Source organism: Desulfopila sp. IMCC35006 (genome assembly GCF_005116645.1).
Lineage (GTDB): Bacteria > Desulfobacterota > Desulfobulbia > Desulfobulbales > Desulfocapsaceae > Desulforhopalus_A.
In genome coordinates this window covers 372,589-384,719 of record NZ_SWCM01000001.1, presented here as the reverse complement: position 1 = coordinate 384,719, position 12,131 = coordinate 372,589, and the positions used below count along the sequence as shown (strand labels likewise).

Annotated in this window: 12 protein-coding genes and 1 riboswitch; of the genes, 9 read left to right on the top strand and 3 right to left on the bottom strand. The window is 52.3% G+C overall.

What is annotated here, in order from left to right:
• The first annotated feature begins 17 nt into the window (after positions 1–17).
• From FCL47_RS01735 to FCL47_RS01710, 6 genes are all read left to right on the top strand, one after another.
• Positions 18–278, top strand: coding sequence for an acyl carrier protein (locus FCL47_RS01735; RefSeq protein WP_136811731.1), 261 nt, complete (start codon positions 18–20; stop codon positions 276–278).
• A gap of 24 nt (positions 279–302) precedes the next feature.
• Positions 303–1,550, top strand: a complete 1,248-nt coding sequence (locus FCL47_RS01730) for a beta-ketoacyl synthase N-terminal-like domain-containing protein (RefSeq protein WP_136811730.1) — start codon at positions 303–305, stop codon at positions 1,548–1,550.
• Positions 1,528–2,313: a lysophospholipid acyltransferase family protein gene (locus FCL47_RS01725; protein WP_136811729.1), complete on the top strand. Its 786-nt coding sequence runs from the start codon at positions 1,528–1,530 to the stop codon at positions 2,311–2,313. The genes FCL47_RS01730 and FCL47_RS01725 overlap by 23 nt, the downstream gene beginning before the upstream one ends.
• Positions 2,310–3,791, top strand: a complete 1,482-nt coding sequence (locus FCL47_RS01720) for a B12-binding domain-containing radical SAM protein (protein WP_136811728.1) — start codon at positions 2,310–2,312, stop codon at positions 3,789–3,791. The genes FCL47_RS01725 and FCL47_RS01720 overlap by 4 nt, the downstream gene beginning before the upstream one ends.
• Positions 3,792–4,126: 335 nt before the next feature.
• A complete protein-coding gene (locus FCL47_RS01715; protein WP_136811727.1) occupies positions 4,127–5,158 on the top strand; it encodes a radical SAM/SPASM domain-containing protein in 1,032 nt (343 codons plus the stop codon).
• 35 nt (positions 5,159–5,193) lie between these two features.
• Positions 5,194–6,156 (top strand): undecaprenyl-diphosphate phosphatase, encoded by a 963-nt coding sequence (locus FCL47_RS01710; protein WP_136811726.1) that lies wholly within the window; start codon positions 5,194–5,196, stop codon positions 6,154–6,156.
• Positions 6,157–6,202: 46 nt separating this feature from the next.
• Here FCL47_RS01710 and FCL47_RS01705 read toward each other — a convergent pair whose 3' ends face one another.
• The gene (locus FCL47_RS01705) at positions 6,203–6,394 is read right to left on the bottom strand and encodes a hypothetical protein (protein WP_136811725.1); all 192 of its coding nucleotides are present in this window, start codon (positions 6,392–6,394) and stop codon (positions 6,203–6,205) included.
• Positions 6,391–6,657, bottom strand: coding sequence for a hypothetical protein (locus FCL47_RS01700; RefSeq protein ID WP_136811724.1), 267 nt, complete (start codon positions 6,655–6,657; stop codon positions 6,391–6,393). Before FCL47_RS01700 ends, FCL47_RS01705 begins: the two co-directional genes overlap by 4 nt.
• A gap of 337 nt (positions 6,658–6,994) precedes the next feature.
• Here FCL47_RS01700 and FCL47_RS01695 point away from each other — a divergent pair, with 337 nt between their 5' ends.
• From FCL47_RS01695 to FCL47_RS01685, 3 genes are read left to right on the top strand one after another with little or no spacing between them, the layout of a single operon-like run.
• Entirely contained in the window at positions 6,995–7,969 is a 975-nt protein-coding gene (locus tag FCL47_RS01695; protein WP_136811723.1) for a DctP family TRAP transporter solute-binding subunit, read from the top strand.
• Entirely contained in the window at positions 7,966–8,481 is a 516-nt protein-coding gene (locus FCL47_RS01690) for a TRAP transporter small permease (protein ID WP_136811722.1), read from the top strand. The genes FCL47_RS01695 and FCL47_RS01690 overlap by 4 nt, the downstream gene beginning before the upstream one ends.
• Entirely contained in the window at positions 8,478–9,782 is a 1,305-nt protein-coding gene (locus FCL47_RS01685) for a TRAP transporter large permease (RefSeq protein ID WP_136811721.1), read from the top strand. The genes FCL47_RS01690 and FCL47_RS01685 overlap by 4 nt, the downstream gene beginning before the upstream one ends.
• A 35-nt stretch (positions 9,783–9,817) precedes the next feature.
• Here the strand turns inward: FCL47_RS01685 and FCL47_RS01680 are convergent, their stop codons facing one another.
• Complete coding sequence (locus tag FCL47_RS01680; RefSeq protein ID WP_136811720.1) at positions 9,818–11,755, bottom strand: potassium transporter Kup; 1,938 nt, start codon at positions 11,753–11,755, stop codon at positions 9,818–9,820.
• Positions 11,756–11,989: 234 nt separating this feature from the next.
• Positions 11,990–12,081, top strand: a riboswitch (TPP riboswitch).
• The last annotated feature ends 50 nt before the right edge of the window (positions 12,082–12,131 follow it).

Genomic DNA, 12,131 nt, shown 5'->3' with positions numbered 1-12,131 from the left:
CAAACAAAGCACATGTTATGACCAGAAATGAATTAAAAGATAAAATCATAACCATCCTGACCGAAGATTTTGAATTTGACCAACCTGGCCTGGAAGACAATCTGCGCGACGATCATGGTTTTGACAGCATCGATGCCATTGAACTGCTGGGGAAAATAGAAATCATCCTGGGGTTCTCCCTTACCCGGGAAGAAAAAGAAAAGGCCATGGTTATCAGGACGATCAATGATATCCTTGATTATATAGAAGCAATAAACAAAGCCCGCAATCTGGCATAAGGTAATTCAGCCAATCCTGCACCCATGAAACGACGTGTTGTTATAACTGCCTGCTCCGCCATTACCCCCATAGGCTACGCTAAAGACGATATTATACAAAGTCTCAGATCCGGTAGATCCGGGGTGAAAACACTGCGCGATGACGGTCTGCTGACCAGGCATGTTCATTCCCGCGTTTTCGGCACCGTCGACTATCCCATCGAGTACGGGTTTACCCGGCAATATCGCAAAACCATGGGACCCGTTGCCTTTTATGCCTGCCAGGTGGCGAAAGACGTGCTGGAAAAATCGGGGCTGGACGAGGCGTTCATTACCTCCGGCCGGATGGGTGTCGCCTTTGGCTCGACCCATGGCAGCCCGACCGTCCAGCGTGAAATCTATAAAACTTTTTTTAACGATCTTGACTCAAAGTTTTCGTCCATCGGTGCCGTTGACTATCTTCGTTCCATGGTGCACACCACGGCGGTGAACATTACCAGAATGTTTGGCATCACCGGGCGGATTATTGCGTCCTCGACCGCCTGCACCACCAGCAGTCAATCGATCGGTTATGGATATGAATCGATCAAGTATGGCATGCAGGATGCGATGATCTGCGGTGGTGCCGATGAATACGATACCACCACGGTGGCGGTCTTCGATAACCTGCTTGCCTGTTCGGTCAGCTATAATGCGACGCCGCACTGCACGCCCCGGCCCTTTGATGTCAATCGAGACGGCCTGGTTGTCGGCGAGGGCGGCGGCGCGGTCCTTCTTGAAGAGTATGAATCGGCGAAAAGGCGCGGTGCGACCATTCTTGGGGAAGTGATCGGTTTTGCCTGCAATAATAATGGCGGTGATCTTATCCTGCCTAATCTGGATGGCATTACTGCGACCCTGCGTCTGGCCTTGGACGATGCGGGGATACAGCCCGCGGATGTCGATTTCGTCAGTGCCCATGCCACGGCCACGAAGATGGGCGATGTGATCGAGTCTCAGGCCATAGCTGCAGTTTACGGGGATCGGCCGCTGGTTACCGGGTTGAAAAGTTATATGGGCCATACCATGGGAACCTGTGGGGTGATTGAGACCATCTTAACCCTCTATATGATGGAGCAGGGCTTTATCGCGCCTACTCTCAATCTGGAAAATGTCGATGAGCGCTGCAATATGCTGCACCACACCCGGGAAATCACCGACACGGAAACGAGGATAGCAGCCATTCAAAATTTCGCCTTTGGCGGAGTGAATACCTGTCTGCTTATAAAAAATGGAAGCTACGCAGGCTCGTAACAATCATCTCGGGCGCTGGCTGGATCGGTGCATCGATTGCTGGGCAACTCTTACCTGCTGGGCCTGGTTTATCTTTGGGTACTTCCTGTTTTTTTCCTGGCGCTATGGTGCTGCCGCTTTTTCAGCCAAGCAGCAGGCCCGGTTTCAAGAAATAACTAATCAATTTTACAAAATATTTTTTAAAATTGTCAGGGTCACCGCTCCGGGTCATCGTATTTTGATCGACGATGAGGTGGCGGCAATCCGCTCTGCGGTCATTGTCTGCAACCATCTGTCCTACCTCGATCCGCTGCTCATGATTGCTCTTTTTCAGCACCATAAAACGATTGTTAAATCGCGTTTTTTCGGCATGCCGATCTTTGGCTGGATAATGAGAAAATCCGGCTATCTGCCCGCGACAAGTGAAGGGCGCTTCTCGAACATGATGATCGAGCAGATGGAACAGATGCCCGCGTTCCTGGCGTCCGGGGGCAATCTGTTTGTCTTTCCGGAGGGAACCAGAAGCCGGGACGGGAAACTGGGCCCATTGAACAGGGGTGCGTTTAAGATCGCCCGGATGTGCCGGGCGCCCATCTATGTCCTGCAGATACAAAATACCGATAAGCTTTTTACCCCAGGCAGGTTCCTGTTTAACACCCGGATAAAAAACACCATCAGTGTCAAAATCATCGACCGGATCAGGCCTGACTATGGCCATGATCGTCCTTCTGCCGCACAGCTTGAGCAGCGGGTGCAGCAGGCTTACGCAAGGATGGAGGCATGAAAGTTGTATTGATTTCCATGCCGGATGTGGTGCCGATCATTATTCATGAGGCGGCAGTGCACCTGCCAAATCACGGGATAGCCAGTATCGGCGGAAATATCGATGCGGAGCACGAGGTCTTTCTCATTGATCTTGTCCGCAAACGCCGCTCGATCAGAAAATATCTCAGCAAGGTACTGAAAAAAATTGTGCCCGATCTGGTTGGCCTTTCCGCCATGGCCTGGCAGTATGATACCTGCACGAAAATCGCCCATTTGATCAAAGAGCTTCTGCCCGGAGTCAAAATAGTTGTCGGCGGTTATCATGCCACCCTGATGTATGCGGAGATTGTTGCCTCTGATGAGGCCAGGTGGATCGATTTCATTGTTCGGGGAGAAGGGGAAGAGCCTTGCCGGCGGTTGGTAAACGCCCTGGCGGGAGATGACAACTTTGCCGATATTGCCTCTTTGTCCTATAAAAGAAATGGAGCCTTTGTTCACAATCCACAGGGGGACAATGTCGATCTCTCCACCTTGAAACTGCCGATCCGGGACAAGCGAAGGTTAACCCGGGGCTACCATATGGTGCACTCGCATATAGAGCTTATCGAAACCTCGCGCGGCTGTACCCGTTCCTGTAACTTCTGTTCCATGCGGCATATGTACGGCCGGACATTCAGGACTTTTCCCATCAGCCGGGTACTCGAGGATATTGATGATATTTATTATAAACGAAAAACCAGAACCATATTTATCACCGATGATAATATGGTTCTCGACCCGGCCCGGGTTATCGGGTTATGTGACGCCATTATCTCCAGGCAGTACCAGGGCCTGAAGATCTTCGTCCAGGCCGATTGCGTCACCATGGCCAAAAACGAGGAAATGGTCAAAAAGATGGGTGCGGCCGGGTTTCGCTCGGTATTTCTCGGTATTGAGAATGGATCGAAAAAAAACCTGTCCGCTGCCGGCAAAGGCGATATAGTCGAGTATTCGAAGAAGGCCATAGAAAACTGTCATAAATATGGCATGATGGTGGTCGGTGGACTTATCTTTGGTTTTCCAGAAGATGATGAAAACTCTATCCGGGAAAATTATGAATTTTTTAAGTCGATTCATGCCGATGCCGCGTACTGCCAGATTCTGACTCCGTATCCAAAAACTGCGATACGCCGGCAGCTTCTTGAGGATAACCTTGTAACCAATCTGGATGATTATAAAAAGTACAACGGACTGTGGGCCAATGTACGGACCAGATATCTCGATTCCGGGCAACTCCAATATCAGTTCTGGTATCAGCGTCAGGTGGTTCTGGGCTGGTGGGATCCCCCGGCTGCGGTCAAGCGGCAGGGTTGGCTCTGGATATCTATCTGGCGATTTATTTTCAAACCTTTTTTGAAAATTTATTATAAAAGAGCAATGCAGAAGTACGGCTGGGCAGGACGTTACGAAAAAGAAGTGCGAAGATGGGAGAATATGAACAGGTTTATGGATCTTTAGTGACTTAGAAATAATGTTCTTGTGCTGTTTACAAGAACATTATTTCGTGAAGGAACTTACCCCGCAAATCTTTTGGGCGGGGTCGATGTTATAATGCATTCAATAACTCATAGTACTGACTCGGTACCTTACAGATAATGTGCTGTTTACAAGAACATTATTTCGTGAAGGAACTTATCCCCGTCAAGCGAGTACTAAAAAGAGCCCCGCAAATCTTTTGGGCGGGCTGAATCGCTCACAAAATATGTTCTTACGTGTACAACAAAAAAATCCACAACGGAGTGCATCCCTGAAGGGGGTATTGTTATGAACCCCACAGGCAGGCTGTAATCGCAATGCAAATATATAATCTTGATTTCACCGAACAGCAGATCCGCGAGGCGGTGGCGGCGGACCGGCTGCTTTCCATGGAGATAGAATTCAGCCGGGTCTGTAACTTTCGCTGCTCCTACTGTTATGTCGATGAGAAAGTAGACACCAGCAATGAGCTTTCCAGAGCTGAAATCAAAGATGTTATCCTCCAGGCCAAAGAGCTGGGGGCACGAAAAATTATCATTTTGGGCGGCGAGCCCTCCATTTATCCGCATCTTGTCGAGATGTTGGCCTTTCTTGCTGAGAATTGCCTTGATGTTGAAATGTTCACCAATGGTTCCGGGATAGATAAAGCGCTGGCGGCTGTTCTGGCGGAACATAAAGTCCGGATTGCCTTGAAGATGAATTCAAGAAATGAGCAGGTTCAGGATAAGCTGGCAGGGAAAAAAGGCGCCTTTCACATAATAAATAAGGCCCTGTCCGCCCTGCAGGAGGCTGGTTATCCGTCTCAGGAACTTTTTCTGGCCGTCAGCACGGTTATCTGTCGACAAAACATCAAAGAATTACCCGCCATGTGGCAGTGGCTGCGGGAGGAAAATATTGAGCCGTATTTTGAGATTATTACTCCACAGGCCAATGCTCTGGAAAACAGCTGGCTGGGTGTCGGTCCACAAGAACTCAAAGAGCTCTTTAGCCAGCTCTCGGCAATCGATCAGAAAAAATTTCATCGCAACTGGGACCCGCAGCCGCCGCTGGTTGGCAATAAATGTATGCGCCACCAGGTATCCTGCGTAGTGACAGCGGTTGGTGATGTTATGCCCTGTGTCGGGGTGACCATTGCTCTTGACAATATCCGTCTGAACAAACTCGGCCATATCCTGAAAAACAGCGAAGTCGTCAATAATCTGAAAAATTACCGCGAAATGATCAAAGGGGAGTGCAAGAGTTGTGAAAAGGCGGCCGAGTGTTACGGCTGCCGTGGCGCAGCATATCAGCTCACCGGTGATTATCTTGCTGCCGATCCTACCTGCTGGCGTAATGCTGCCGGCAAATAATTCCTTTTTTCCCATTGGGAAACAACGCAACGATTATGAGAAAATATACAGTTTTCCTTTTGCTGACGGCGTTTTTTGTCATAGTTTCCAGCGCCCACATCGCATGCAGTGAATCCACTGTTCCCGCCAAAAAAGAGATGTCCATCGGGCAGGCCATTGTTCTTGGCATCGTGGAGGGCGTGACGGAATACCTGCCGGTCAGTTCGACCGGGCATCTGCTTCTGGCCGAAAAGATTATGGGCATTGGTGAAAACAAGACCCTTTCGGCAAGCGAACAGGAACGGGATAAAGAGGCAGTCGATGCGTATACCATCTGTATTCAGGCGGGCGCGATCATTGCCGTGCTTGGCCTCTATTTTCGCCGGGTACTGCAGATGCTGCAAGGGCTGCTTGGCCGCAGTCCGGAAGGGCTGCGGTTATTTATCAATGTGGCCGTTGGCTTTCTGCCGGCAGCGGTCATCGGTCTGCTGTTCAATAAAATTATCAAGGCCTATCTTTTTGGCCCATGGCCGGTGGTTATCGCCTGGCTGGTGGGAGGCTTGGCCATCCTTGCGGTCAGCTTCCGGAGGCAGAGATCAACCCGTATACAACAGACCGTCGGGACACTTGATGGCCTGCACTGGAAAATGGCGCTTATCATTGGTTTTGCCCAGTGTATCGCCATGTGGCCGGGGGTCAGCCGCAGTCTGGTGACCATTGTTGGCGGCGTACTGGTCGGGTTGAGTCTGCCCGCCGCCGTCGAATACAGCTTTCTGCTCGGGGTGGTCACCCTCGGTGCAGCAACTGCCTATGACGCCCTCAAACATGGGCAGATCATGGTGCAGACTTTTGACGCGCAGTCCCTGGCTATCGGGGTGTTTTTTGCCTTTATTGCCGCGGTGGTTTCAGTGAAATGGATGGTGTCTTATCTGAACCGCCACGGCCTGGCTATCTTCGGCTATTACCGGGTGGCGCTGGCGCTGATTACTGCGGTCTTGCTGGCGACCAATGTTATTTGAGGCGGTGCCGCCTTTGCAGGATTGAATCAAGGCGTTTTCCGCCGCGTTATTTTGCTTTGCCGGTCAGCCTGGCTTGAGATCTGGCAACTTCGACCAGCGTTTCCAGGCGAACCAGCCTGCGGTCGTGCTCCCGCAACTCCTGCGATATTTCAGTGAGGACCTTGCCGGCGCGTTCTACCTTGTCGGTTAAGAGCAGAACCTCTTTCATCGCCGCAATGACGTCTTTTAAGGTACTCATGCCGCTTTTCTTATTTCGGTCAGGATTTTCTCGGCATCCGCCAGACCTCGCTCGAGCGATACCTTAGCTTTGGCGGTTGCCTGAACCACTTCCGCCACCAGCAGAGACAGCAATTCCTCATCTTCGGTAGTGGCCGGTTTTTGCCGGCAACGCTCCCGGACGAGCTGTGATAAGCTGACCCCCTCTTTTTTCGCTTCCCTGGTCAGAAAGGCTTTAAAATCAGGAGTTCCCAAGATGGTGATTCGTTCTGTTTTGACTGACATTCTGTCGCCTCCACTCTTATGTTTACCATTGTAATGGTAATTGTAATAATTGCGGCGCTGATTGCAATAAAATAATGGGTGCGGCAAGGGCCAGATCCTGCCGGCTAATTTTTCGCACGAGAACAAGGCGCGTTGTTGCCAAGAGATTTGCCGCATTCCGCATCAAAAAGGAGCGTAAAGAACTTGCGAAAATTATTAGGAAAGGATAGTTTTTTCGGCACCCGCCTTCGGCTTTTGGCGTGGCGTAAATTGTGACGGCAGGCAACGTGGCTCCCTGTTTCTCTGCTCGCGTGGTATTGCCCGATTTTCCTATCAACTACCGTACAAGGAGGCCTCGATGCGTATCCGAACAACTTTCATGACCTTAGCCGTCTGTCTTGCGTTCTGTTCCAGCCCGGCGTTTGCCAAGACAACCGTTAATATCGCCGTGGTTGTCAACCCAACCTTTGTGCATACTCAGGCCGCCAACTGGTTTAAGGAGGATGTGGAAAAGAAATTACCCGGCAAGTATGACATCGTTGTGCATCATTCCGGCGCGCTCGGGAGCGAGACCCAGGTACTGCAGCAGATACAGCTTGGCACCACGCAGATGTCGGTTTGCACCACCGGGCCGATTGAAGCGTTTGTCCCGGAGATAAAAGCCCTGGAGATGCCCTTTCTCTTCCCATCCTATCAGGCGGCCGATACCGTCCTCGATGGTCCTATCGGGCAGGATCTGGCCGGGCGTCTCGATAAACAGGGTTTTACCGTACTGCATTTTCTTGATAATGGGTTCCGTAACGTGACCAATTCCAAGAAACCGATCAAAACTCCCACGGATCTGGCCGGCATGAAAATCAGGACCATGGAAGCGCCTACCCATCTGGCTATATGGCGCGCCCTCGGTGCCAATCCCACCCCAATGGCCTGGCCAATTTTTACCGCCCTGCAGCAGGGCGTGATCGATGGTCAGGAAAACCCGATTGCCGTTATTTACGCGGCCAAACTGAACGAAGCGGGGCAGAAATACCTGACTCTTTCCCGTCATGTCTATTCGGCGCTGGTGTTTATCGGCAACAAAACGTTTATGGATGGTCTTCCCGAAGCAGATCGCCAGGTGTTTCTCGATGCCGCTCGCGATGCCGCGCTGCGCGGGCGTGCGTTTATCCGGGACAACGAAGCCAGGCAGCTGGCGGAACTGCAGGCCGCCGGCATGGAGATTGAAGAACATCCGGATATGGACGCTTTCCGGAAGGCTACCGAGCCGGTCCTGGCAGGTCTGGACGCAGAGTCGAAAAAGATTGTCAAACAGATACAACAGGCGGTGAAGTGAACAAAGCGGAAGTTAAGGGTCCGGCAACCGCTGATCTGAGCTTCATTGAGAAGGTCAGCAGTATGGTCAACACGCTGGTGGAACATCTTCTGGTTGTTACCGGCGCGGCTATTTGTCTGATCCTTTTTGCCCAGGTTATCTGGCGTTATCTTGGTTCGTCACTGGGATGGTCGGAGGAGGTGAGCCGTCATCTCCTGGTGACCATAACCTTTCTCGGCAGCACCGCAGCGTACAAACGGGCTAACTTTATTGGCTTGCGGGGGGTCGGTCAGTGGTTTGGCCCAAACTGCGAACGAATAATTCTGGTGTTTCTGCAGGTGCTGACCTTTACCTGTTTTACGGCGCTTTCCTGGTTTGGGGTGATGTATACCGTCAAGGCCTGGCACCATAGCACTGCCTCCCTGCAGATTCCGATGGCCATTCCCTTTGCTGTCATTCCCCTGGCCACTGCAATTCTGGTGCTGCACACCGCAGCCGATATGGTCAGGACGGTGCGAGGCAGAAAGCCATGAGCGTCGTTGTCCTGTTTTTCCTGCTGTTTCTTCTGATTGCTTTGGGGATGCCGATTGCGCTGTCCATCGGTATTCCAGCCATTGGCCTGATATTGACGCCCGGGGTGTTCCCGGCAACGGTACCTTTTGCCGCCCTCGGCCAGACTATTATTCAACTGCTGTTTGCCGGCGTAGATTCCTTTGATCTGCTGGCGGTGCCCCTGTTCATGTTGGCCGGGGCGATCATGGAAAGAGGCGGGATTTCCCGGCAGATCATCGATTTTTCCGACAGCCTGGTGGGATGGATGCCGGGTGGCCTGGCCTGTGCCAGCATTGTCGCCTCAATGTTCTTTGCCGGAATTTCCGGCTCGGCTGCCGCCGATACCGCGGCCATCGGGGCGGTGGTTATTCCGGCGATGGTCCGCCAGGGATATCCTCCGGCCTTTGCCGCAGCTGTGGTGGCTGCGGGGGGCGCCCTTGGCGTTATCATCCCGCCGTCGATCCCGATGGTCATTTTCGGTTTTTTGACCAATGTGTCGATTGCCAAACTGTTCATGGGCGGCATGATAGTCGGCATCTTTCTAGGCCTGGTGCTGATGCTCATCGCGGCGGGGATATCCTGGCGCATGGGCTACGGCAGTCGCAGAAGTTTTTCCCTGGCGCGAGTAGGCCAGGCGTTTCGCCGCGCCTTTTGGGCGCTCTGGGCCCCGGTTATTGTCCTTGGCGGCATTCTGACGGGTATTGTGACCGTCACCGAGGCGGCGGCACTTGCTGTCTTTTATGCGCTTTTTGTCAGTCTGGCGATTAACCGTGAGCTGCAATGGGCCGATTTGCCCGGTCAGATTCTCCGTAGCCAGATCACTGCGGCGACTATTTTGCTGATCATTGCCATGGCCAAGGTATTTACCTGGCTGGTGGCGATGAAGCAGACCAGCCAGCTGCTCGGTGCGGTGATGATGAATCTCGGGCTGCCCCCGTGGGGCTTACTGCTGCTGGTCATGGCTGGTCTGATGGTAATCGGCTGTGTCATGGAAACCACGGCGGCCCTGATCCTTCTTGTTCCTGTGCTGATTGCCCTGACCCCGCAGCTGGGAGTCGATCCAACCCAGTTCGGGGTGCTGATTGTCACGAATCTGGCCATCGGCATGCTGACGCCGCCGATAGGCATCTGTCTTTTTGTCAGCTGCGGCATTTCCGGCGCGACGCTCAGCCAGACGTCGAAGGCCGCTCTGCCTTTTGTCCTGGCCGCTTTTTTTGTTCTGGTGCTGACCAGCCTCTGGCCGCCCCTTACCCTTTGGCTGCCTTCGATCGTTTATCCCTGAAAATCATCGACATCCCGCAGAGTTTTTTGGCAGGCTTACAGTTCCACCTGGTTCCCCAGTTCTACCACCCTGTCTGGCGGCAATTTAAAGAACGAGCTGGCATTCCAGGCATTGCGGGACATGAAGATAAAAAGGTGCTTTCGCCATTGGGCCATTTTTGCAGGACCAGTTGCCAAAAGGTTTTCACGACCCAGAAAAAACGAGGTGGAATAGATATCGACAGACAGGCCTTTATCGCTGAGCTGTTCGATGACCTTTGATATATCCGGTGATTCCATAAAACCATACCCGACGGTGATTCGATAAAGGCCTTCCCCCAGATCTTTTACGGTGACACGGTCGTCGGCTACGACCGTCGGTGTTTCGATCGATACAGCGGAAAGCAGGAGAATTCGCTCATGCAGAGCTTCGGTGTGCTTGAGATAGTGCACCAGAGAATAAGGGATGCCATCCGGTGATATCGACATGAAGACAGCGGTGCCGGTGATTCGTGGAGGGCTGTGTTCCACGATATCCCGTAAGAAAACATCGGTCGGCAACCGCATCAGACGGTAGTGGTTGGCGAGCAGGGCCCGGCCGTCACGCCAGGTAATCATGCTCGTGGCGAGTACGGTGGCGATGCAGATTGTAATCCAGCCACCGTCCGGTATTTTGAGGACGTTGGCCCCCAAAAAGGCCAGATCGAAGAACAGGAAGAAGCCGAGCAGGCACGCACTTTTCCACAGTGACCAGTGCCACTTGACAAGGGTGACCTGAAAAAACATGAGTGAGGTGACAGTCATCGTGGCAGTTACGGCAAAACCGTATGCTGCCGCCAGGCCGCTCGATTTTTCAAATACCAGCACCAGGGTCAGAGTGGCAATCATGACCGCCCAATTGACGGTTGGTATATAAATCTGCCCCTTGGAGTGTTCCGAAGTGTGAATGATGCGCATGCGGGGAGCAAAGCCCAGTTGTATGGCCTGTTGCGTAAGAGAAAAGACACCGGAAATCAACGCCTGTGAGGCAATGATGGTAGAAATGCATGCCAGGCCGACCAGCGGATAGAGTATAGATTTTGGCGCCAGAGCATAAAAAGGATTGACGTTGGCGATATCCGGATCATGCAGCAGGAGCGCGCCTTGACCAAAATAGTTGAGGACCAGGCCCGGCAGAACAATGCCATACCAGGAAAGCCGGATTGGCAGAGGACCAAAGTGGCCCATGTCGGCGTATAAAGCTTCACAACCGGTGATACAGAGAACTACTGAGGCGAGAGAAACTATGCCATGAATATGATTTACTGCAAAAAAATTAACCGCACATGCCGGATTCAGAGCAGCAAGAATTTCCGGATGACTGGCAATGGCCCGCAAGCCTAAAAGACCAAGGGTCGTGAACCAGACAATCATCACCGGACCAACCATTCTGCCGATGACCGCGGTGCCAAACCGCTGCACCGAAAAGAGCACAATGAGGATCAGGCAGGTTGTCGGGACAACGTAATCGGCCACTGCATCGGTGGCCATGTTCAATCCTTCAATTGCCGAGAGCACCGAGATAGCAGGCGTGATGACTCCATCTCCATAGAGCAATGACGCGCCAAAAGCGGCCAGAATAGTGAGCACAGCCCATTGTCTTCTGTTGTTTCGCAGTTTACCGCGCAGCATCGCCAGGAGTGAGAATGTGCCGCCTTCACCCTTGTTGTCTGCGCGCAGGATCAAGCTCACATACTTCAGGCTGACGACGATAATGAGTGACCAGAAGACCATCGACAGGATTCCGGTAATATTGGCGGGAGTGACTGCCACCCCGAATTCGCCCGAAAAGCATTCCTTGATCGTGTACAAAGGGCTGGTGCCGATGTCACCGTAAACAATACCAAGTGCTCCCAGGGCAAGACCGGTCAGTCTTGGTTTGGCCGACGAGGAGGTGGGTGAGGAAGTGGCGCCGGACTGGTCTTTATGGACGGTTGGCGGAATTGAATGTACCATTACACAACTCCAGGGTCCCGAACAGAGCACCCGCAGGGGGCATTGAAAAGAATACCCCTCAAAGGGGTACTAAACAGCGTGCCAGCTTTTTTTGAATGTACCGGGGGAGTCGGCTTTTTCATTTTCCCCGCAATATACCTCCTCGGGGGATGAGTCGGCAAGCAATTGCTTGGGCAGGTCAAAAAAGTAATGCCTTGACATTGCATTTAGATTCACCTAAAGATGCGTGCGTACTATTTTTTGCAGGGGTGGCGCTGTGGCCTGAGAAGATACCCGTTGAACCTGACCTGGATAACACCAGCGTAGGGAATTGCAGAAATGTCTCTTGTGGTTTCTCATTTCTTCGATCTGCCCGCCCGGTCTTTCTTCCTGCTAA